At 51.5% G+C, this 21,704-nt stretch carries 20 protein-coding genes; 16 read left to right on the top strand and 4 right to left on the bottom strand.

The window, feature by feature from the left end:
• Positions 1-17: 17 nt before the first annotated feature.
• The gene (locus PP263_RS14930; protein ID WP_308364424.1) at positions 18-1,010 is read right to left on the bottom strand and encodes an integron integrase; all 993 of its coding nucleotides are present in this window, start codon (positions 1,008-1,010) and stop codon (positions 18-20) included.
• Between the two features lie 771 nt (positions 1,011-1,781).
• Between PP263_RS14930 and PP263_RS14925 the strand changes: the two genes are divergently transcribed.
• From PP263_RS14925 to ltrA (PP263_RS14880), 10 genes are all read left to right on the top strand, one after another.
• Positions 1,782-2,708 carry a hypothetical protein gene (locus PP263_RS14925; RefSeq protein WP_308364423.1) on the top strand — a complete coding sequence of 309 codons (927 nt, stop codon included), beginning with the start codon at positions 1,782-1,784 and terminating at the stop codon, positions 2,706-2,708.
• A 134-nt stretch (positions 2,709-2,842) separates the two neighbouring features.
• Positions 2,843-3,310 carry a hypothetical protein gene (locus tag PP263_RS14920; RefSeq protein WP_308364422.1) on the top strand — a complete coding sequence of 156 codons (468 nt, stop codon included), beginning with the start codon at positions 2,843-2,845 and terminating at the stop codon, positions 3,308-3,310.
• Between the two features lie 564 nt (positions 3,311-3,874).
• A complete protein-coding gene (locus PP263_RS14915) occupies positions 3,875-5,065 on the top strand; it encodes a reverse transcriptase domain-containing protein (RefSeq protein ID WP_308364421.1) in 1,191 nt (396 codons plus the stop codon).
• A 319-nt stretch (positions 5,066-5,384) separates the two neighbouring features.
• Positions 5,385-6,590 carry a group II intron reverse transcriptase/maturase gene (gene ltrA / locus PP263_RS14910; protein WP_308364412.1) on the top strand — a complete coding sequence of 402 codons (1,206 nt, stop codon included), beginning with the start codon at positions 5,385-5,387 and terminating at the stop codon, positions 6,588-6,590.
• 10 nt (positions 6,591-6,600) lie between these two features.
• A complete protein-coding gene (locus PP263_RS14905; protein WP_308364420.1) occupies positions 6,601-7,347 on the top strand; it encodes a group II intron maturase-specific domain-containing protein in 747 nt (248 codons plus the stop codon).
• An 18-nt stretch (positions 7,348-7,365) separates the two neighbouring features.
• Positions 7,366-7,830, top strand: coding sequence for a hypothetical protein (locus PP263_RS14900; RefSeq protein ID WP_308364419.1), 465 nt, complete (start codon positions 7,366-7,368; stop codon positions 7,828-7,830).
• A gap of 246 nt (positions 7,831-8,076) precedes the next feature.
• Positions 8,077-8,379 (top strand): hypothetical protein, encoded by a 303-nt coding sequence (locus PP263_RS14895; protein WP_308364416.1) that lies wholly within the window; start codon positions 8,077-8,079, stop codon positions 8,377-8,379.
• 136 nt (positions 8,380-8,515) lie between these two features.
• Positions 8,516-8,848 carry a DUF4926 domain-containing protein gene (locus PP263_RS14890; protein WP_308364415.1) on the top strand — a complete coding sequence of 111 codons (333 nt, stop codon included), beginning with the start codon at positions 8,516-8,518 and terminating at the stop codon, positions 8,846-8,848.
• Between the two features lie 650 nt (positions 8,849-9,498).
• Positions 9,499-10,806, top strand: coding sequence for a reverse transcriptase domain-containing protein (locus PP263_RS14885; protein WP_308364414.1), 1,308 nt, complete (start codon positions 9,499-9,501; stop codon positions 10,804-10,806).
• A 35-nt stretch (positions 10,807-10,841) separates the two neighbouring features.
• Positions 10,842-12,047 carry a group II intron reverse transcriptase/maturase gene (gene ltrA, locus PP263_RS14880; RefSeq protein WP_308364412.1) on the top strand — a complete coding sequence of 402 codons (1,206 nt, stop codon included), beginning with the start codon at positions 10,842-10,844 and terminating at the stop codon, positions 12,045-12,047.
• A 138-nt stretch (positions 12,048-12,185) separates the two neighbouring features.
• Here ltrA (PP263_RS14880) and PP263_RS14875 read toward each other — a convergent pair whose 3' ends face one another.
• Positions 12,186-12,512 (bottom strand): hypothetical protein, encoded by a 327-nt coding sequence (locus tag PP263_RS14875; RefSeq protein ID WP_308368669.1) that lies wholly within the window; start codon positions 12,510-12,512, stop codon positions 12,186-12,188.
• On the opposite strand from PP263_RS14875, the gene PP263_RS14870 reads away from it, so the two are divergent.
• The 6 genes from PP263_RS14870 to PP263_RS14845 all read left to right on the top strand — a co-directional run bounded on the left by PP263_RS14870 (position 12,411) and on the right by PP263_RS14845 (position 17,885).
• Positions 12,411-12,656 (top strand): hypothetical protein, encoded by a 246-nt coding sequence (locus tag PP263_RS14870; RefSeq protein ID WP_308368557.1) that lies wholly within the window; start codon positions 12,411-12,413, stop codon positions 12,654-12,656. The genes PP263_RS14875 and PP263_RS14870 overlap by 102 nt on opposite strands.
• 856 nt (positions 12,657-13,512) lie before the next feature.
• On the top strand, positions 13,513-14,001 hold the full coding sequence (locus PP263_RS14865) for a hypothetical protein (protein ID WP_308364411.1): 489 nt from the start codon (positions 13,513-13,515) through the stop codon (positions 13,999-14,001).
• Between the two features lie 82 nt (positions 14,002-14,083).
• Positions 14,084-14,428 (top strand): hypothetical protein, encoded by a 345-nt coding sequence (locus PP263_RS14860; RefSeq protein WP_308364409.1) that lies wholly within the window; start codon positions 14,084-14,086, stop codon positions 14,426-14,428.
• 551 nt (positions 14,429-14,979) lie between these two features.
• Positions 14,980-16,536 (top strand): IS1182 family transposase, encoded by a 1,557-nt coding sequence (locus tag PP263_RS14855; protein WP_308364408.1) that lies wholly within the window; start codon positions 14,980-14,982, stop codon positions 16,534-16,536.
• A gap of 168 nt (positions 16,537-16,704) precedes the next feature.
• Complete coding sequence (locus tag PP263_RS14850; RefSeq protein ID WP_308364407.1) at positions 16,705-17,145, top strand: hypothetical protein; 441 nt, start codon at positions 16,705-16,707, stop codon at positions 17,143-17,145.
• Positions 17,146-17,276: 131 nt separating this feature from the next.
• Entirely contained in the window at positions 17,277-17,885 is a 609-nt protein-coding gene (locus PP263_RS14845; protein WP_308364406.1) for a class I SAM-dependent methyltransferase, read from the top strand.
• A 149-nt stretch (positions 17,886-18,034) separates the two neighbouring features.
• Here PP263_RS14845 and PP263_RS14840 read toward each other — a convergent pair whose 3' ends face one another.
• Together PP263_RS14840 and PP263_RS14835 are read right to left on the bottom strand one after the other, a co-directional pair.
• Positions 18,035-18,640 (bottom strand): response regulator transcription factor, encoded by a 606-nt coding sequence (locus tag PP263_RS14840; RefSeq protein ID WP_308364405.1) that lies wholly within the window; start codon positions 18,638-18,640, stop codon positions 18,035-18,037.
• A 98-nt stretch (positions 18,641-18,738) separates the two neighbouring features.
• Complete coding sequence (locus PP263_RS14835) at positions 18,739-21,096, bottom strand: sensor histidine kinase (protein WP_308364404.1); 2,358 nt, start codon at positions 21,094-21,096, stop codon at positions 18,739-18,741.
• Positions 21,097-21,704 lie beyond the last annotated feature (608 nt).

The raw sequence follows: 21,704 nt of genomic DNA, 5'->3' as shown, positions 1-21,704 counted from the left end.
ATGCGCCGGGCGAGCAGTTACGCTGCCACTCCATAAATCGCCACCGTTTCAGCGATCCCATGTGGCGGCTGCATCTGGTCCATCGGACTCAATACGCCTTTTCCACCCCGGTTTACCACGTGGGTATAGATCTCCGTGGTACTGATATCCGCGTGTCCTAGCAATTCCTGGATAGTGCGAAGATCATAGCCCGCCTCCAACAGATGAGTGGCAAAGCTGTGACGAAATGCGTGCGCACGTGCCGGCTTGTTGATACCCGCCTTCCGCACCGCGGCTCTAATCTGGCGGGTGAGCGTGGTCGGGTGCATATGGTGTCGGCGCAGCACACCGGAGCGAGGACAACGCCCGATAGCGTGGGCTGGGAAGAGGTATTGCCAGCCCAGTTCGCTGGCAGCGCGGGGGTATTTCCGTTCGAGGGCGTCCGGCAGATACACTCGACCATAGCCATCGAGCAGGTCTTGTTGGTGAAGCAGAGCCACGCGCCCTATTTGGTGCTTGAGGCTTGAAATCAACCCCTGTGGCAGCATCGTCGTTCGATCCTTGTTTCCCTTGCCTCCGCGCACAAAAATGTTGTTGCTGCCAAAATCGATATCCTTTACGCGCAGGGACAACAGCTCAGCACTGCGCAGCCCGGAGCCATACATCAGCGCAACCTGGAGATGATGGACTCCTTGCAAATGGGCGAGAATCGCCTTTACCTCCTCCCGGCTGTAAACCACCGGCAGGCGCCGATGCTGTTTGGCGGGATTAAAATTAAGCAGATTGATATCTTTGCTGAGGAAGCGCTTGTAAAGATACACCAGCGCGTTGAGCGCTATACGCTGGGTGTTGACAGAGCAAAAGCGTTGCGAGGCAAGAAAGCTAAGAAAGCCCTCAATTTCCACCTCCCCCATCTCGTTTGGATGCCGTAAGTCGTTGAAATGAATAAACCGTTTGATCCAATGGACATAGGTATGCTCAGTTCGATAGGCCAGTCCGTTTTGCCGAATATGATGCCGCAACTGATCCATAAACTTTTCCGGCTTCCGAGGCAATCTGTGGCGTATGTCATCCATGAGAGACTCCCAGTGAGCTGTTTATCTATACAGTATTGTCTCGAATCGCCACATGTCAATGGCAGAATTCAGCAGCAGGTTCGTCTATCTACGGAAAATTCCCGCTAAGTCATTGACTTTTAAGGGGTTCCCAATATGATCAAAAGCACTTCTGTTGAGGAGATATAAAGCAGCGGTGCGCTATCTATTTGTTGAAATATCCGCCAATATGACTTAACTCTTTGATTTTTCGCAAAAATTCCCGTGGCGGCGATGCGAGAGGCCTGTAGATAGAGAGCTGGGTAGATATAAAGCAGCGTCTTTTGAATTAACTGTTATGAGTCAAACGAACATTAAGGTATGGAGCTAGGAAAAATATATAAAGGGGTTTCCGTTGATGAACTCCACGTAAAACGTGAGGGAGATTCATTTCTAGTTTCTTTTTCTTTCGTTGCTTCTGACGACGCTGTTAACGTAAAGCTGAGTGGCGTTCGAGATCCCGATGACCTATGTGAAATATTGAGTGCTGACAGGTTGTGGATAGAAAAGTCTGAGGGCACCCAGGTTGAATTCGGAGGCTACACATTGGGCGTATCCCATGAGTATTATACGGAGATTGTCTTCGATGCATTGTTGTAGTCCAACTCATAACAAGCGCAGGCTGTCGGAACGCCTTTCCGCTCCTTCGTCGCTACAAGGCGTCCGCAGCTGCGGGCGTTAGCATCTTCCAGTGGGGATAAACTAAATATGGAAATCACCCCGGGATTTATAAAAAAATTGTGCGATGACTGGGTATGCGCGGCGTGTAAGAATGGTGGCATTTCCATTGGTTCTGATTCAGAAAAGTACAGGCTATTAGCTAATGGCGTTCAATTTCACTTGCTAGATTTCGATTCCCTAATAGCCTCGGTTTTAGGCTTGTCCAAAGTGATTTTGCTTCCCGGTATGAACAGCTTTGTGGTGCAAGACCATTTTGGTTTGTGGTCTTGGTGTGGAGAGGTTATAGCTGGAGCGGGTTCCCATTACTTTGAACCAAATGAAAGAGAGATTAAATCGCTGTTTGAAGCGTGTATTAGAGCATCCTTGACTCATTGCAGGAAACCGGCAGCGAGTCCAGAAGAGCATATGAAGCAAAGTGAGGTAGAGCAGCAGCTCCCACACAATGCACGATATTTCTTGCAGGATTCATCGCTAATTTTGGCTTACGTTTCATTTCCCATGTTGGAGGCCATTCTTAAGAAGACGTGCTCTGAATATCTCCGTATGGATGGGTCGGTTAAAAAACAGTTCCAAGTCATGAACCGAGCAAAAAAACCTAGAACATATAAGGTAAGTTCACTGTGTTCAAGCATCAGAGATGAACTGTTCTTACTATATGAGAAGGTGGCTGACAAAGAGCTGAAGACTAATCTCGATGAGTTTAGGGCGCACATTAGTTCTTTAGATTCCAGTAGCGACCCATTTGATTTGATTTACGAATGGAGAAACCAGTCGCTCCACGGCAGTTCAAATTTCCAAACTATAGGTGGAACGCTATTGAACCTTTGCATTCTCATTGCGTTACACTCTATGAAAGTCGAATTTGGCCAGTGGATCGGCAATATTTTACGGAGGTGTGAGCGAGAATCGGACCATGGATTCAGAGCAAGCTGGTCATTTTATCCTCCGTATTAATGCTAACCAAGCGATGCAGCCGACGGCTAAATTTGTGCACTTTTTGCGCGGCCGCTACGCTCCCATTATTGCGCAAAAAGCGCACAAACGTAGCCGCGTCTGATCGCGGCGTTAAGTGTCACTAAGGGAGTTTTGTGAAAAAATTTAAATATGATGAATCAATGAAGCAACGCGGAGAAGTCCTTTTGTATGCGTTTCATCATGATTTGCTTTCCGCATCAGAAAATGAACTTAAAGAGTTTCTAGAAGTGCTTACGAAGTACATCCCAAAAGAAGAAAATCCATGGAAAGGCGAGCAGCCACAATTTTGCAGCTTGGTTTTTAACCAATGGCAGCAGGCGCACTCTAATGTGTCCCAGCTTATAAAGGAAAAGATTGACTATCAGCACAACAACAGGATGTTCTTTCTTTCCTTTTTTTCTGTTTTAATTTTAGCCATAGCGCTTGGTTACAGAGTATTTGTGTCAGATTCAAAAGTTGCCAATCTTCAAGATCAGCTGAAAGCAATAGAATTACGTCAGCTGTCTAATGCAGAAAAACAACCGGCATCAAAGTTGAACAAGGACAGAACACTTAACGATCCCAGGCACAGCGACAGCTAACGCTGCGCGTGCTGGGGGCGTTATTTGCGACATGAAGTTGCATAAATATATGTTGTAATTCGAGGTTTTTCGCAGTTGACGAGTTCGTGCACTACTGGCGAATTCAACAGAAAAGTTTTCGAAAGCGCAACCTGGTGTTCTACCACCAGTATCCTACCCACCATGCGAAACGGATTTGGTATGAAGCGCTGGGGACAATGAACCCTGTTAAGAGGAACCGTGAGGGGAATCGGAACTGCCAGTGTCAGGCGGTCGGGGGCTAGGATGGAGTGACATGATGAACATATGTGAAGAATCGTTGACGTCCCGTGAGACGCCAGATCTGCCAAAGACACTGATAGGCAGTCACCAAAACGGTAAGCAATCTCGGTCGTAACCTTGATAACGTGGGTTGCGCGTAGACACCGCATTGCCGGGATACAGATTCCATCTAACTCGCTCGTTAAGGTATTTATGCAGAACATGGCAATGTCGTAGAGCCTTCACGGAGGAAGAAGGTAGCCAGTGATGGAGCCGGAGACTCTGCGTCCATGAGATGGGGGAAAAAGCGAATGATTTTCTGTAATGGAGAATATACGGATTCAAGATTTGTCCGGCACGAAAGTGAGCAGACGTCCCCTCGGTGCTTTGTTGCGAGAGAATTTGCAGAATGGATTTTATGAAGGAAGGCAAATGATGGCTGAAAAAGCTGGTGCACCTTCAAGCGATGCCCAACGATGGCTGGCGATTGACTGGCCGGAAGTGGAAAAGCACGTTTATCGACTGCAAGTGCGTATCGCAAAATCTATACGCGAACAGCGGTGGGGTAGAGCTCGCGCTCTGCAACACCTGTTATCGCGCTCGTTTGCAGCGAAAGTATTGGCTGTTAAACGGGTCATATCCAATAAAGGAAGCCGCACAGCGGGTGTTGACGGGGTGCTCTGGACGTCACCGGGTCAATACTGGCGTGCGGCGCAAAAACTAAGGACAGCCGGTTATCGAGCGCAACCGCTGCGCAGGATCTATATTCCGAAAAAGAACGGCAAACGCCGCCCTTTAGGAATACCTACCCTTCACGACCGGGCAATGCAAGCGCTCTATGCGCTGGGGCTTAAGCCGATTGCGGAAACCACGGGAGATAAACATTCCTACGGATTTCGAGAGAAGCGCAGCCTGCACGATGCCTGCAAGCAAGGTTTTATTGTTCTGGCCCAAAGGACCGCAGCACAATGGGTTCTGGAAGCTGATATCAAAGCCTGCTTTGATCGCATCAGTCATGAATGGTTGTTGACGCATATCCCGCTGCCCAAGCGGGTGTTAAGGCAATGGCTTAAAGCGGGGTATATGGACAAGGAAGCACGCTACGAAACGGAAGACGGCACCCCGCAAGGTGGCATTATATCGCCGATCCTGTGCAATATGGCACTAGACGGTTTGGAAGAGTTGGTCGTTCCTGCCTCGCGCAGTCGCGGGCGCAGTAAACTGCACGTCATTCGATATGCAGACGACTGTGCGCCACGAAGGCGCACTGGAGGATGTGAATCCTCCGTGCAGCCGTGCTGCACAAGAGATGAGGGCGGGCCCCTCGGAGCCGCCGTGCAGGCGGAGGCTTCAAACCACCTACTGCTGCTGCACTTAAAAGGTGTGGTAGTGAGCGAGTATGGAAAAGGCCGGTCAAGAACCGGTCAGGTAAGGGCCGTGAAGTCGAACGCAAGTGAACCGCTGATGACGTGTCGAAAGCGTAGGGACGACGTCAAAACCGGGGGAAGTCGTTAACCCGGGATAAGTCTGGGAGAAACCTGTCTACTGCCCAGGCGGCGTCCGGCATAAAGGCGGCGAGAACACGGCTCAGGCTCTTGTGTGGAACGTGGGAACCTGTCACCCCGATGCTAAGGGAGCGATGCAAGTGGAAGCCCCACGAGTATCTGAGTACCAATGCGGGGTACAGGGGCGGAGCAACCTGTAGTAGTGAGGAAGGCTCTGTAATGGAGCTGGAGCGAAGGGGTTGCCCTATCCAGCCTGAGACAAGAGTGCAACCAGCAATGGGAGGACACTCTTGAATCAGGCGAAGTCATTTCCTATCACTAAACGTCAGGTGTGGGAAGCCTACAAACGAGTCAAGGCCAATAAGGGCGGGGAAGGCGTAGACGGTCAGACCCTGGAGATGTTTGAAGAGAAGCTGGAAGGCAATCTCTATAAACTCTGGAATCGACTGGCGTCTGGTAGCTACATACCCCCACCGGTCAAACGCGTGGAGATTCCCAAGGCGGACGGTGGTGTTCGTCCACTGGGAATTCCAACGGTTGCGGACCGGGTTGCCCAAATGGTAGTCAAACAAGCCCTGGAGCCGGACCTGGAACGTCATTTTCATCCGGACTCCTACGGCTATCGGCCGGGCAAGTCAGCCCGTCAGGCGATTGGACAGGCGCGCAAGCGCTGCTGGCGCAACGACTGGGTCGTTGATCTGGATATCAGGGGTTTCTTCGATAACATCGATCATGAACTCTTGATGCGAGCGGTGCGCCACCACACCCAAGACAAATGGGTGCTGCTCTACATCGAGCGATGGCTGACAGCCCCGGTGCAACTGAATGGTGGGGCATTACAGGAGAGGACCAAGGGCACCCCGCAAGGGGGTGTGGTCAGTCCTCTGCTGGCGAACCTGTTCTTGCACCATACCTTCGATGCGTGGATGCAAAGGCACTATCCGAGCATTCCCTTCGAGCGGTACGCCGATGATAGTGTTTGTCACTGCCGCACACGGAAGCAGGCCGAACATCTGAAAAATGCGCTGGAACAGCGCTTTGCAGATTGTGGACTGGAACTTCATCCGGAGAAGACCAAGATTGTCTACTGCAAAGACGACGATCGACGTCTGGACTATCCCGCCACCAGTTTCGATTTTCTGGGTTACACCTTTCGCCCGAGAAGATCGAAAAATCGGAAGGGAAAGTTCTTCATCAACTTCAGTCCGGCGATCAGCAACAAAGCGGCGAAAGCAATCCGGCAGGAAGTACGCAGCTGGAAACTGCATCTGCGCAGCGACAAGTCACTGGAAGACTTGGCAAGGATGTTCAACGCGGTGATCCGCGGCTGGATCAATTACTACAGCGCATTTTACAAGTCAGCGCTGTATACAACCCTCCGGCGGATTGACCGTAGGCTCGTAATTTGGGCAACTCGCAAGTTCAAAAGACTGCGGGGCCACAGGAGGCGAGCAACCCACTGGTTGGAGCGTATTGCGCGCAGACAGCCGGGGTTGTTTGCCCATTGGCGTTTATTACATGGACAGGCTGGGTAGGAGGAGCCGGATGAGCGGAGACGTTCACGTCCGGTTCTGTGAGCGCCTCGGGGGGAGGGTCCCCGGGGCGACTCGACTCATTATTACAGGGAAGAGTCCAGCTGCTCTGGAGGAAGAGGTTCGGCCAAAGGTTGAACGTTTCCTGGCAGAGCGCGGATTACAGCTCTCAGAAGAGAAAACGCGCATCAGTCATATTGAGCAAGGCTTCAACTTTCTGGGCTTTCATTTTAAAAAGTACCGAAAAACCTTGCTGATCCAGCCTCAAGACGGTAAAACCCGAGAGTTGCTTATGAAGGTGCGAGGCGTGCTGAAGCAATATCGCGGCATTCCGTTTCACGCCCTACTGGCAAAACTCAACGCTGTGATCAGAGGCTGGGCCTATGCGTATCGACACGTGGTAGCAAAAGAACGCCTGAGTTACGTCGACGACAAGATCTATCCACTGGTGAAAAAGTGGCTTCAAAGGGAACACCGATCTAAGACGTGGGCATGGATCAGAAAACGCTACCGTGAGCGCTTCAAAGGTCGTATTGAGTACGGGTGCTACTATCCGACAACGTCGGGTCCAAAACTCATACGGTTGTTCAAGGCCAGTGACCTGCCGATTCGGTATCACAGCAAGATACGCAGTGATGCCAATCCATATGATCTGGAGGACAGCGATTACTTTGAAGCGAGAGCCAAGAAGCAGCGGGTGAATGCACGACGGGATCGAAGGTTCCTGAACAGCTCGTCGTATGAGAAACTGGCCGCCTAAATGGAGGCCATATTGGATATGAATAGGTGGGTCGCTTGTGCGGCCTTCAAAGGGCTTGAGCTGTATGATGGGAAACTATCACGTACAGTTCTTATGGGGCGAAGGGCCGCAAGGCCCTTAGCTACCAGGTGTTTGAGTGAGGGCATGCAATATTCTAAAGAAGAGATAGAAGCCGCAAGAATACGCGTAAGCACTCATGCTAAAGCGGTAGTTAATGCTCTCATGGATAGATTTTCTCTTTCTCATGCAGATGCTGCTGGGCTCCTAAATACTGTCTTGAAAAATATCGCATGGAAGAAGCGTGATCCTATAAAAGGTGATATAGAATCATTTGTCCGCTGCCAGGAAAAACCTCACGAAATAAATGAGGTGCAACTAGCAGCCTACTTGGAGGAGATGGCCATATGTCCTGCGTGGGTAGCAAACAACCTTAGAGCGGCACTAAACGACAAATTCATGAAAAACATAACTAGGCCAAGCTGACGGACAGCCTACACAATGCGCTTCGCGCAAAAAGCGTTCCGGCTGCCGCAGTTGGCAACGTTCAGGCTGTAGAAAAACTCGAGCACTTCTTGAAGTAGCAAATTTTTCGTGCGGAGAGTGCTCTGAAATGCTTTTCGCCATACAAAACAGGTCCAGAATTCACGTAGGAGCGCGATTTTCTGGGCAAAATATAACCAGAACGAAAGGCCGGAGTTTTTCTACAGCCTCGTTAGTCTTAGAGAGCGTATGAACTCGAATTTACTTCCATTCGCTGGGATAGCCATATACTTTTTCCTAGGCGGATTATTGGAGGGCTACACAGAAAAGAAAAAAATTCAGCCAGCTAAAGCATTCTGGCTGGGGTTTTCCTATCCCGTTCTAATTTTCATCCCAATGCTAGTTGGTGGATTTGTCTACAGAAAATCTAACGAGATAGTTTATAATCAAGAGTACTTAATGCCAATTTTTTGTTTAATGGCTATAGGGTTGGGGATTTATAGGGGAATAAAGCTAAAAAATCATGCGGTTGAAGTGGCAGAAAATATTTGATGTCTTAAAGAATGGGCATGGTTCGGTGCCAGGAACAAGACTAACCAGCGCAGGCACCGAGACGGCCTTTCCGTTACGGCTGCGCCTTCACTACAAGGCCGCGCGTGCTGCGGTCGTTATGCGTAAGTAGCGAACCATGACATATACGAAGTGTTTCAGATGCGGTGAAGAGTTTCATTTGAGAATTACCTCGAGTGAGGCGCTCGGTGAGCTGAGGAAGAAGGAGGCAGCAGAGGAGGTCCTTTGTCTCGGCTGCTTCAAAAGCCTCAAAGAGTATGATGTCGTTAAAGCGATCTCAAAAAACACGAATGTCCCGGAAGCTCAAGTTGGAGAACTGGGAACGATCGTTTTGGCGCACGATGACGGGCGCGATTTCGAAGTAGAATGTGTCCTAGACAATGGCGAGACAAAATGGCTGGGGACTTTCTCAAGAGAGCAATTAAAATGGGTTCAGTCACCGGCCGAGTAATCCAGAATGCGGCCCCGCATAACAAGGCCAGTCACGGCGACGGCTACTACATTGCGGCTTCGCCTTCATTTCGTAGCCGCGCGTGCTGAGCGGCGTTAGTGCGACAAGCAAAGCTTGTCGCATCTTGCAGGGTGAAAGTCCCTGTCGGGTAAGGCCTAGCCAGCCACCCGTATCGAGTCTTGCGCGCTGTGCGGAACCCGGAAATTAGGAATATTTGTGTGGCAGGAAGCACAAGGCGAACAAGCAGCGTGAAGCGTAGACAGAGAATTACATAGGCCATAGGGCGTGCCGTGCGCCTGAAGTGTTGGTATCGCTCCGAAAATAGCGAATCCTGGTTGACGAGGCTTGTAACGCCGTCGAAGTCCATGCAAAACAGCCGCCAAGGGCGAGGTTGTGGCGAGCCAGCGGAGTTATCAAACCGTGGCATGTGTAAAGAGATGCGACAGGAACTTGTGAGATCCAAGGAGGTTCCCGCAGGAAGTGGGTAGGGCTGCCGAGTAAAACGCGAGGCGAACGAAGGCCCCTTGGAAGTCGGATCGGTTCATAGTAGTCCGAAAGCGGGAAAGCCGCTTGCATGGCGAAGGGGCCGACAATGGAATCGTGGCGTTTAACAGAAACATAGTCCGGACAGGGTAGGGCTGGAAACCACTATGACAACCGCCTTAAACGCCATAGCATTTAAAGCACGTACCCATCCCCGGCACCGGTTTCAGAATTTATATGGAGAACTGAATCCCGGTTTGCTGACGCGGGGCTGGGCTAACCTCAACAAGCGATCTGCTCCCGGTGTGGACGGCGTAGAAGCCGAAGACTTCGGGGCGCGATTGCCGGAAAATATCCACCGCATCCATCAGAATCTCAAGGCAAACCGCTTTCGGGTAAATGATGTAAAGCGGGTATACATCCCCAAGGCAAACGGCGCAGAGCGTCCCCTCGGACTGCCCACGATAGAAGACAAGCTGGTGCAGCAAAGTGTTGCGGAGTTACTCCAGAGCATCTGGGAGCAAGACTTTTTGCGCAATAGCTACGGCTACCGCCCGCACAAAAGCGCGCATCAAGCCGTACACAGCTTACAGCTCAATCTTCAGTTCAAGGGCTACGGGTACATCGTCGAAGCGGATATTAAAGGCTTCTTCGATAACATGGACCACGGGTGGCTGCTGCGGATGCTGGAACAGCGCATCGACGACAAACGTCTACTCAACCTGATCAATCAATGGTTGAAGGCGCGCATCATCGAGCCGGACGGCCGTTATCACAAGCCGCTTAGCGGAACCCCGCAAGGGGGCGTGATCAGCCCGGTGCTGGCCAATATCTACTTGCACTACGTGCTCGACCTGTGGTTCGAGAAAAGGGTCAAGCCCGGACTCAGGGGGCGCGCCATGCTCATCCGTTACGCGGACGACTGTGCGCCACGAAGGCGCACTGGAGGATGTGAATCCTCCGTGCAGCCGTGCTGCACAAGAGATGAGGGCGGGCCCCTCGGAGCCGCCGTGCAGGCGGAGGCTTCAAACCACCTACTGCTGCTGCACTTAAAAGGTGTGGTAGTGAGCGAGTATGGAAAAGGCCGGTCAAGAACCGGTCAGGTAAGGGCCGTGAAGTCGAACGCAAGTGAACCGCTGATGACGTGTCGAAAGCGTAGGGACGACGTCAAAACCGGGGGGAAGTCGTTAACCCGGGATAAGTCTGGGAGAAACCTGTCTACTGCCCAGGCGGCGTCCGGCATAAAGGCGGCGAGAACACGGCTCAGGCTCTTGTGTGGAACGTGGGAACCTGTCACCCCGATGCTAAGGGAGCGATGCAAGTGGAAGCCCCACGAGTATCTGAGTACCAATGCGGGGTACAGGGGCGGAGCAACCTGTAGTAGTGAGGAAGGCTCTGTAATGGAGCTGGAGCGAAGGGGTTGCCCTATCCAGCCTGAGACAAGAGTGCAACCAGCAATGGGAGGACACTCTTGAATCAGGCGAAGTCATTTCCTATCACTAAACGTCAGGTGTGGGAAGCCTACAAACGAGTCAAGGCCAATAAGGGCGGGGAAGGCGTAGACGGTCAGACCCTGGAGATGTTTGAAGAGAAGCTGGAAGGCAATCTCTATAAACTCTGGAATCGACTGGCGTCTGGTAGCTACATACCCCCACCGGTCAAACGCGTGGAGATTCCCAAGGCGGACGGTGGTGTTCGTCCACTGGGAATTCCAACGGTTGCGGACCGGGTTGCCCAAATGGTAGTCAAACAAGCCCTGGAGCCGGACCTGGAACGTCATTTTCATCCGGACTCCTACGGCTATCGGCCGGGCAAGTCAGCCCGTCAGGCGATTGGACAGGCGCGCAAGCGCTGCTGGCGCAACGACTGGGTCGTTGATCTGGATATCAGGGGTTTCTTCGATAACATCGATCATGAACTCTTGATGCGAGCGGTGCGCCACCACACCCAAGACAAATGGGTGCTGCTCTACATCGAGCGATGGCTGACAGCCCCGGTGCAACTGAATGGTGGGGCATTACAGGAGAGGACCAAGGGCACCCCGCAAGGGGGTGTGGTCAGTCCTCTGCTGGCGAACCTGTTCTTGCACCATACCTTCGATGCGTGGATGCAAAGGCACTATCCGAGCATTCCCTTCGAGCGGTACGCCGATGATAGTGTTTGTCACTGCCGCACACGGAAGCAGGCCGAACATCTGAAAAATGCGCTGGAACAGCGCTTTGCAGATTGTGGACTGGAACTTCATCCGGAGAAGACCAAGATTGTCTACTGCAAAGACGACGATCGACGTCTGGACTATCCCGCCACCAGTTTCGATTTTCTGGGTTACACCTTTCGCCCGAGAAGATCGAAAAATCGGAAGGGAAAGTTCTTCATCAACTTCAGTCCGGCGATCAGCAACAAAGCGGCGAAAGCAATCCGGCAGGAAGTACGCAGCTGGAAACTGCATCTGCGCAGCGACAAGTCACTGGAAGACTTGGCAAGGATGTTCAACGCGGTGATCCGCGGCTGGATCAATTACTACAGCGCATTTTACAAGTCAGCGCTGTATACAACCCTCCGGCGGATTGACCGTAGGCTCGTAATTTGGGCAACTCGCAAGTTCAAAAGACTGCGGGGCCACAGGAGGCGAGCAACCCACTGGTTGGAGCGTATTGCGCGCAGACAGCCGGGGTTGTTTGCCCATTGGCGTTTATTACATGGACAGGCTGGGTAGGAGGAGCCGGATGAGCGGAGACGTTCACGTCCGGTTCTGTGAGCGCCTCGGGGGAGGGTCCCCGGGGCGACTCGACTTGTTGTAGCGTTTCAGTACCGCGACGAGGCCAACGCCTTCTACCGAGCGTTGCCATCGAGATTAAAGCAATTTAACCTTGATGTCGCGGCCGGTAAAACATCGCTCAAACGCTTCAGCCGCTTTCATCCGGGCCAGGAGCGGAGCTTTGAATTTCTGGGTTTCAGGTTCTATTGGGATGTTGACTTCGGTGGCGGACCTCGTCTGCGGCGGAAGACCGCCCCGAAGAAACACAAATCTCTGCTGCAAGCGCTCTACACATGGATCAAGGAGAATCGCCACAAACGGCTGAATCGCCTGATGCCCATGCTGAAGAGGAAGCTTGACGGAATCGGGAATTACTTCGCCCTGCCGGACAACAGTCTGAGCGTATCCCGTATCTACGGGCATGTTTTGCATAGCCTGTATAAGTGGTTGAATCGACGCAGTCAAAAGCGGAGTTTCAACTGGGTAGGCCTGAAGGAAATGTTGAGATATTACCGAATCCAGCCGTTAACAGTGCGTAAGCGCGCTGTCCCGGCGGATTGGTACTGAGGGGCCTGTGCTTTACACGGGCAATGATTCTATTGAGGAGCCGGATGCGGTAATTCCGCACGTCCGGATCTGTGTGGGGGCGTCCCGGTGACGGGGCGTTCTACCACGACTTGAGGCGGGTTCGGAAACAGAAATCGGCCTGTTGTAGCGAAAAATTTGGAGTTCTTTTTAGGTACGCAGTTGCAAGTCGTGTAAGAAATTCCAGTCCTGCAGCTTCGTTCCTGGTGCCTTCGTCAGAGATCCAGGGGCCGGCAAGTTACAGCAAGTATTGTGGGTTGCCAGTAAGAGAAATTTTGGTTGGGGAAAGCACGGTAATCTTTCCTCGTTTTATCGGGCGGTGGCCCTTCGCTGCGCTACGGGCAAAGTGCCCTTAGCGAGATCGGAGACCGCCTACAATAACCAGGCCATGCTGCGGACGGCCTACGCAACGCGCTTCGCGCTAAAGGCGCTCCGGCCGCCACAGATGGCAACGTTATTGAGGCGGGTTCGGAAACAGAAATCGGCCTGTTGTAGCGAAAAATTTGGAGTTCTTTTTAGGTACGCAGTTGCAAGTCGTGTAAGAAATTCCAGTCCTGCAGCTTCGTTCCTGGTGCCTTCGTCAGAGATCCAGGGGCCGGCAAGTTACAGCAAGTATTGTGGGTTGCCAGTAAGAGAAATTTTGGTTGGGGAAAACACGGTAATCTTTCCTCGTTTTATCGGGCGGTGGCCCTTCGCTGCGCTACGGGCAAAGTGCCCTTAGCGAGATCGGAGACCGCCTACAATAACCAGGCCATGCTGCGGACGGCCTACGCAACGCGCTTCGCGCTAAAGGCGCTCCGGCCGCCACAGATGGCAACGTTATGGTTTCAGAGAGTCCATGAGAAATTTCATACTTTTGCTAGCTGTCTTTCCAATTTTCGCAGTGGCTTATGACACAACCAGCTTGCATTCCCATCACGTCTATATAGAAGGGGTTCTTCCAGAGCCATATAAATCGGTCTCTGTAGAGATATACCTAGATCCAGAAAATGATGATTTGAAGAGTATTGCTCTCAATGTAGATGGTAAATTAATCAGTTTTCCCGAATCAGAGAAGGCAAAACTTACTGATCTTGATTTGCATACCATGAAGGTTGAGCACGGCATATTTAGTGCTCATGATAGCGAAATGAGTGATGTTCTTTATGTGAAAATTGCTAAAGGAGATAGAAAGTCATTGAAATGCAATTTTGATGAAGAAGAACTAAACCACGGCGTCTACGATGTTGCGTTAATCCAGTATAACTTCGAAGACCCGCCGGTTGTCAGGTTGGATAGCCCATATAAATACTATCGTGGCCGTTACCTGTGGTGCTTAGAGGGATGAAAAACCATAACAATCGCAGGCACCGGGACAAAATTTCCGCTGCGCTCCAATTTTTCCCATGCTGCGGGCGTTAGGGCTTGAAATGACCCTCGATGAACTTGCGAACGAACTGCACGCTGCTTCTGACGAGAAGGCCGTCCGAGATCTCGCAAAGTACATCGAAGAATGGAAAGGCGATGATCGAAATGCCGAGGCGCTTGAAAAAATGGTCGAGCGCTTCTTTGGCAACGTCTGGGTATCGAAAGAGGAAGAACATTTAAAGGCATATGGGCTCTGGTCTTCGTTCAGAGATGATGCAATTCACGGCATCGGCGGAATGACGATGAACGAAAGGCTATATGCGTTCGCTCTGTTCGAACGCTTCGATTCCTGTAAGTCCGAAGCGGAAAGGCGCGAAGTTTATGGCAAAGTGCATGCAAAGCCCTAACAATCGCATGCACTCGGACAGCAAAAAGCGGCGCTCCTCGTGCCTCGTCGCTCTGCTTTTTGCTGCCGGTGATGCGAAGCGTTAGTTTGGCGCGTTCATTACAAAACATGTGAAGTTGGTAGCGGAAAGTCCGGGGCAAGTAGCCGGCAATTCGGCATCAAAGTCAGTGCCAGATTGCCGTTAAGTAGTTTCGTTCCTGGTGCCTTCGTTCTGGCCAAAGAGTTTCGGCAGCCGCAAACCAGTATTATGTGTAGCCGGTAAGAGAATTCATCGGTGGGGAAAGTCTGGTATTCTTCTCCATATTATTCGGGCGGTGGCCCTCCGCTGCGCTCCGGGCAAAGTGCCAGTAGCAAGGTCGGTACGGCGCCGCCACTAACCATTCGTTGCAGGGGACAGTCTACAATATGCACCTTTTGCGCAGGTCGCTGCGCTCCCATTGTCGCGCAAAAGGCACATATTGCAGCCTGCCCCTGAACTCGGCGTTCAGGCTGTAGAAAAACTCTTAAAACCCAGCGTTTTTTGGTAAAATTTGACCCTCAAAGGGAGGGGATATGCCAAATTTCAGAAAATACAGCTACAGCCAGGACGCCATGGTCGTCATTAACTTCGAAGACCAACTCCAGCCTGGCACTTTCGAGTTCACTCTCCACCGTTTGATCGACGGGCGTATCGACCTCTCCCCCTTCTACGACAAATACAGCAATGATCAGGGCGGCAGAGCCGCTTACGATCCAGCGATTCTGCTCAAGATCATCCTGTTTGCCTACGCCAAAGGCATCACCTCCAGCCGCGAGATCCAGTGGCAATGTGAAAACAACATCATCTTCAAAGCCCTCTCCTGCGACGCCGTCCCCCACTTCACCAGTATCGCGAGCTTTGTCAGCGGCTACCCCGACGCCATTGAGTCTGTCTTCGAGCAGGTACTGCTTGTCTGCGACCAGCAGGGCCTACTGGGCAATGAACTCTTTGCCATTGACGGCTGCAAGATGCCCTCAGACGCCTCCAAAGAGCATTCCGGCACTTTCAAAGAACTGGAACAGAAGCGAGACAAAATCCAGAAGAAGATCCGGCATTGCATCGAAGAGCACAAACGGCTCGACGGGCGAAAGCCCAAAGAGCGAGACCGAAAGAAGCAGCTCGCCCAGGCCACTGAAACCCTCCAAAAGCACTTCGACAAGATTGATCAGTTCCTAAAGACGGCAACCCCAAGGAAGGGGCAAGGAAAGAACCAGAAAGAAGTAAAGAGCAACATCACCGATAACGAATCCGCCAAAATGACCACCAGCAAAGGCACAATACAGGGCTACAACGGTATTGCCGCCGTCGATAAGGAACACCAGATCATTGTCGAAGCCCAGGCCTTTGGCTCCGGCCAGGAACAGCATACGTTGAAGTCGATTCTGGACGGTATCAGAAAGCGGTATCGTGATACCGGAATCCATGACGATATCCTCAAAAGTCAGGTAATCGTAACCGCAGATACCGGGTTCTCCAGTGAGGAGAATAATGATTATCTCCGCAAAGAGAACATCAACGCCTACATCCCTGACAATAAGTTCCGATCCAGAGACAAAGCTTTCTCTAAGCAGAAAAAGAAGTATGGTAAGCGGAATCAGTACAATGCCAAAGGCCAGAAGAAGATCATCCCGGCCAGCGAATTTCAAATCGATGCCAAGAACAAGATCTGTATCTGTCCGGCCGGAAAGTCTCTTTGGTTCGTTGGTGAATCTCGACCTGTCAAAGGTAAAAGAAAGCTGGTCTTTGAAGGTAACCTGACCGACTGTCGCAGCTGCCAACTGAAAGACCAGTGTATGCGCAATCCAAGTGCCGCCGACACAAGGGAGGGGCACGGTCGCCAGGTATCGATTACAGTGACCAATGGCCACACCGCGACAGATTGGATGAAGCGACGCATCGACAGCCAGGAAGGAAAGGTGATCTACGGGCACCGAATGTCCGTGGTGGAGCCGGTATTTGGCAATACAGGCACCAACAAGGGCCTAAATCGATTCACGTTACGCGGCCTGGACAAGGTCCAGGGGCAATGGAGGATGTTCTGCTTGGTGCATAACATTGAAAAGCTGATGAATTATGGAGCGATTCACTGAGCCAGAAGGCTCTTGACGAAGCCTCTCGATTGACTGCGCAGATTGGATGACTATATGGAAGGACTGTGTTTAAATCGGGCTCAATGATCAATCAAAATATGGCTGGAAGAGCTGATTCTCCGAAATAGTTTTTCTACAGCCTCGTTAGCTGCATGAGAAAATAGTTCAGTGAAAAAAGTAAACCTAGATGGACAGAATCTAATTTTTCTAAATCAAGATGACATTTCTCATATATTAGAAACAGGTTCCTTTGAAGGAGATAAACTTTTTCATCTAGAGACACTCTCTCGTGCACTTCATGAATATCGAGAGTACAGAGGCGTTGAAGTCGCTTTAATGGGAGCGAAAGGCCGCTACCAGTTAATTTGCTTTATCACCATCGCTGGAGAAAAGCATCGAGTTCACATCGAAGATGTAATATGCGAGCACTGCGACAAGAGAAGCGGAATATCGGGAACCCCAGGCGTATGGGATCTCTACTTTTTCTGTACAGATCCACGTGACATGTGGAAGAGGGCAATGGCCTTACCGGTCAAAAAATGTGTACATTGTTCAGGCTCATTAAGCCTTAGGCATACTATATGGTTCGAGCATGAGGAACGCAGCTAACCAAGCGCTGCAGGGGACGGCCAACGCTATGCACCTTTGTGCTGGTCGCTGCGCTCCCATTTTTGCACAAAGGTGCATAGCATTGTCCGCCCTTGAGCGCGGCGTTAGCGGGTGAATATCGGAGCAATAGCATGATTCCCGGAATACAGGGCTACGCGGAGCAGGCGGACGAACTAATTAAACGTTACGAAGCAGTTTCGTTCGCCGAAAAGCATCAGTCGGAGCTCCACATTCTGCCTACCTCGCCGGGCCTTATCTTAGATGTTGGAGCCGGGACAGGGGCTGATGCTGCTTGGTTTGCCTCTCAAGGGCATTCTGTCGTAGCTGTGGAGCCGACCGACGAGCTGCGCGAACCCGGCAAGGCTTTGCATCCTTCCCCCTCAATCGTATGGTTAAAGGATAGCCTCCCGGACCTTGCCTTGGTGCTTGCGCGTGAGCAACAATTTGATGCCGTCATGCTCACTGCCGTATGGATGCATCTCGACGAAGAGGAGCGCCGCATAGGGATGCCAAAATTGAGCTCCCTGCTTGCTCCGGAGGGTGTCTTGGTGATATCGCTTCGTCACGGGCCGGTGCCAGCAGGGAGGCGAATGTTTGATGTAAGTGGCGAGGAAACCATTGCTTTAGCTACGGCGAGTGGTCTACGGACAGTCCTTTGCGCTCATACTGAATCAATCCAGGATTTCAATCGAGTCCAAAACGTAACTTGGACCCGCCTCGCGTTTCGGCGGTCAACTTGAGGGCGCTAACAAGCGACTATGACCCAAAGTCAACCCAATAATCCAAGTCGTAGTTTTTCAAACGTGTCAGCAGACCTCGCCACTTCGATGTGTCCACTGCTTGACCTGATAACAATAGCTCAACGATTTTGAACAGTAAGACAGCTGTATCAGTCCAGAATAAAACCCAACTGACGTGCTTTCAGTACAGCCTGCGTGCGGTTATCACAATTAAACAGCGCCAGTATATCTGACACATATTCTCTGACAGTCGCGGGAGAGATATTGAGCTGTGCTGCTATCTCCTTGTTTGGCAGGCCAAGCGCCAGCAGCTCGAGGGTATCAACCTGGCGTGGTGAAAGTGCGACAAGATCGTCGTTATCTTGTCCGCTAATAATAACCACCTCGCCTTCCATGACTTCCTTTAGCGCTTTGACCATTGTCGCTTTGGAACTGGTTTTGGCAATAAAGCCATCAGCCCCTAGCTGCAACATCTGCTGGATGCTGGCCTGATGATCAATAGTGGATACGACTACCAGTGGCAGCGCAGGGTAACGGGCTTTGATCTCCTTCAGACCATTGAGCCCACTGGTGCCCGGAATATGGATATCAAAAAGCACCAGAGCAATGTCCCGGTGAGCGGTCAGGGTGGCTTTGGCTGTAGAAAAGTCGCCCGCCTCGATGACTTGAATGGCGGGAAATGCCTCCTGCAATAATAACCGTAAACCATCCCGATAGAGTTCGTGATCTTCGGTTATCAGTACCTTAACTGTCATTCTTATGGCTCATTCTGGCCGATCTGCTTTGCCGCTTAACAGCAGATCCTTACCGGGAGTGTAATTTATCACTTCCAGCTCCCTCCCACCATATTCACTTATGCGGGTGTGAGGCTCAACTGCGACCGGCGACGCCTGAGAGCAACATTCAGCAGAGCGCGTAACTGAGAGGGGAGAACAGCGGTAGATAGAGCAATCCAGTTATCCGGCAGGGGGGTATCGGGATCACAGACACAGGCCGCCACAGTCTGCTGTGCCAACATGCCTGCAGCCTCTGAAGACAAAGATGCACTTCCGAGGCTGGGATACTCGCATAGCAGTACAGAGGCGAATGTACTGGACTGACGCGCCGCCTCGACGGAACTGAACGTCAATACTGAGCAGTGCCACCTTTCCAGTCGCTCTATAAGAGAATCCCTGAGCTCGTTGTCCTGAAAAACCAGTGCTACTACTGGCATATCCTCGGCAGGTTTAACCGTCTCATGCTGACTCGGCGACACCTCTCCCAGTCGTGGCACGCTGATTGTGAAACTACTCCCCTTTCCCGGAGCGGATGTCATATTCACCGGATGGTTCAGTAATTCAGAGATATGCTTGACGATGGACAGGCCGATACCGGAGCCATCCGTCTGTTTTGGATCTCTGGCCGAACGGTAATAAATATCAAAGATATGATTCTGGCTTTCCTTATCAATACCACACCCGGTATCCAGTACCTGGATAACAACGTTCTCGCCTCGGCGCCGACAGCCTACAATCACTTTTCCTGAATCAGTGTATTTAATCGCATTGGAGATCAGGTTGCGCAGTATCCGTTCCAACAGCACCGGATCACTGAATACTTTCAGGGAGCATGGTTGAAAAGAAAGTCCAATGTTCTTTTCTGTCGCCAGCATCCGGTACTCATGTTGTAACCGGGAAAATAAATCCGCGAGATTTACCGGTTTTGGCTCGGGTCTTATAGTCCCGGATTCGAGCTTGCTCAAGTCCATGATGGATTTGAATGACTCGCTCATCTGTCGGTGCGTATTTTTTAACCGATCAAATATTTTTGTTCCATCCAAACCATGAATATGTGGCTTTAAATACTCCAGAAAAATACTCATCGAATTGAGCGGTTGGCTCAAGTCGTGGCTGCTCTGGGCGATAAAGCGGGACTTTGCCTGGCTGATGTATTCCGCCCTCAGTTTCTCCTCCCGCAAGGCCCGTATAAGCAGTATCAGGGCGATGGTATGCAGGAACATGTGCAATATCTGTATATAGAGAACGTGAATCATCTTGTAGGAGACAGTCACTTCCCCGAGGGTTTCCCGTGGGCCCTGGGTCACCCAGGCCACCTGCAGTATGGACAGCACCATGGGAAACCACCCGAGCAGATAGATGATGTAGTAGCTGCCCTCGGTGCGGACCTTGGCAACACCCGAACCGAGAATAACCAGCGCCACAACCAGATAGCTCAATGCCGCAAGGCCCATGTTTACCTGGAATGGCAGGACCAGGCTGGCAATGCAGAGAAAGAGCGTTGTCAACGCGGCTCCTAAAAACGCGTAGTACCACTTTCCCGAGTTGCGGTTAAGCTTGAGAAAGCTCCCAGCGAACGCCAGTTGTGACAACATGGTCGAGTAGATCAATAACCAGAACAGCGCCGTCTTTTCATAGGTCGATTGCCACAGGATCGCGGGGATGCTGCTGTGTTCCAGGTAGTAGGCAAGTTGCAGACTTGCAGAAAGTGAAGCCCAGAAGAACGCTCTCTCTCTGGTTAGCAGCCAACAGGTCAGGCCAAGCAGGATAAGACCGAGAATCACTCCTACTGCAAGTTTGTAGGCAAAGTCCTGCTGAGTTTTCCAGGTCTGGTAATGGCGGTCGCTCATCAATGCGATGTACGGATGCCAGGCGGCGTGGTGCGCTTTCAGTTCAACTACCATGAGGTAGGACTTTCCCGCCGGCAGCCTGACCTTCACCGCCCGGCCGATGGTATTGATATCCGTGCCACTTTCGTAGCCTGAGTTACTGAACGTTTTGATTGTCTGCCCGCTGCCATCCCGTATCAGGACCCTGGGCCGCAGAAAACCGAAATTGCTGATGTGAAAAACCCAGTCGCTGTTTTCCGTGTTGTTCTCGATGCGCGTGTATAACCAGTACCGGTGGTGCAGACGAAAGTCCGGATCGAGGCCGAAAGTGGTTTCCTGCGGTACCAGATCCGGGGCATTGTCCAGTGCCACACCCTCCGGCGCGGGTATAAAGCCGGAGGAATTATTGAGAGATGCCAGACCGTAACGAGTATCAGTCCGTGTTAACTCTATAGGTGAGAAGCCGTTGGCCACCTGCACGGGGGAAGCCGGGCTCTTTGCCTGGGTGGGACTAAACACCATCAGCAGCACCACCACCAGACTACCGATCAGGGCCGGATAGAATTTGGATAAGTATCCAGGCAGGCACAAGGCTTGTCGATTCATGCTACTCCCCAAAGTACCTCTCGAAAATCCAGTGGTAACAGTGGCTTACGGGGGTCAAAAACAATGGTATGCAGTAGGCCGGAGATTCGGAGCGATTGCCGATTGAGTCAGAGGCTCCCCAAGCATTGGGCCAGGCTAGAACCCGGTAACATGCCAAGCTCCCCTGATTCTGTCAATGCCGCCTGAGATATTCATCAGCCGGCTTACCCCGACATCTGTCGGGTTTTCGGCTACCGCCTTATGGCGTAATGTTAACCGAACAACTTAGATCCAAATCGGGAATACACATTGCTCGTTTCGCTGCAGCGACTCGCCATACCGTGGGATGCAGTTTGGCGCCGTAAGTTGCACGACGGAATTGATAACGAATGTTGTTATCCATGAATAAAACGCAGGAAGTAGTTAGAAGGAGGATTCTATATGAGCGGCTGTTGGAATATATTTGTATGCGGCGCCAGTTCTTTCATGCCATACCAGGATATGGCCTGCCATACCTGGGCTCTGAGTGGAAGCCAAAGGTCAGGCAGAAGAACAAATGAGCGCTATGTGCAGCAGATGGATGGGTTTGGGCGACACTTTGACTACGGGGGGAACTTGAGAGGGCAAAC

It is taken from the genome of Microbulbifer sp. TB1203 (assembly GCF_030997045.1).
Lineage (GTDB): Bacteria > Pseudomonadota > Gammaproteobacteria > Pseudomonadales > Cellvibrionaceae > Microbulbifer.
This window is presented reverse-complemented; position numbering and strand designations above follow the sequence as displayed.

Bases quoted from the DNA above. Each gene is read 5' to 3' on its own strand.
- PP263_RS14930 (WP_308364424.1), bottom strand. From the start codon at position 1,010: ATGGATCAGTTGCGGCATCATATTCGGCAAAACGGACTGGCCTATCGA.
- PP263_RS14925 (WP_308364423.1), top strand. From the start codon at position 1,782: ATGGAAATCACCCCGGGATTTATAAAAAAATTGTGCGATGACTGGGTA.
- PP263_RS14915 (WP_308364421.1), top strand. From the start codon at position 3,875: ATGGAGAATATACGGATTCAAGATTTGTCCGGCACGAAAGTGAGCAGA.
- PP263_RS14905 (WP_308364420.1), top strand. From the start codon at position 6,601: ATGAGCGGAGACGTTCACGTCCGGTTCTGTGAGCGCCTCGGGGGGAGG.
- PP263_RS14900 (WP_308364419.1), top strand. From the start codon at position 7,366: ATGAATAGGTGGGTCGCTTGTGCGGCCTTCAAAGGGCTTGAGCTGTAT.
- PP263_RS14895 (WP_308364416.1), top strand. From the start codon at position 8,077: ATGAACTCGAATTTACTTCCATTCGCTGGGATAGCCATATACTTTTTC.
- PP263_RS14890 (WP_308364415.1), top strand. From the start codon at position 8,516: ATGACATATACGAAGTGTTTCAGATGCGGTGAAGAGTTTCATTTGAGA.
- PP263_RS14885 (WP_308364414.1), top strand. From the start codon at position 9,499: ATGACAACCGCCTTAAACGCCATAGCATTTAAAGCACGTACCCATCCC.
- PP263_RS14875 (WP_308368669.1), bottom strand. From the start codon at position 12,512: ATGCCCGTAGATACGGGATACGCTCAGACTGTTGTCCGGCAGGGCGAA.
- PP263_RS14865 (WP_308364411.1), top strand. From the start codon at position 13,513: ATGAGAAATTTCATACTTTTGCTAGCTGTCTTTCCAATTTTCGCAGTG.
- PP263_RS14860 (WP_308364409.1), top strand. From the start codon at position 14,084: ATGACCCTCGATGAACTTGCGAACGAACTGCACGCTGCTTCTGACGAG.
- PP263_RS14855 (WP_308364408.1), top strand. From the start codon at position 14,980: ATGCCAAATTTCAGAAAATACAGCTACAGCCAGGACGCCATGGTCGTC.
- PP263_RS14845 (WP_308364406.1), top strand. From the start codon at position 17,277: ATGATTCCCGGAATACAGGGCTACGCGGAGCAGGCGGACGAACTAATT.
- PP263_RS14840 (WP_308364405.1), bottom strand. From the start codon at position 18,640: ATGACAGTTAAGGTACTGATAACCGAAGATCACGAACTCTATCGGGAT.
- PP263_RS14835 (WP_308364404.1), bottom strand. From the start codon at position 21,096: ATGAATCGACAAGCCTTGTGCCTGCCTGGATACTTATCCAAATTCTAT.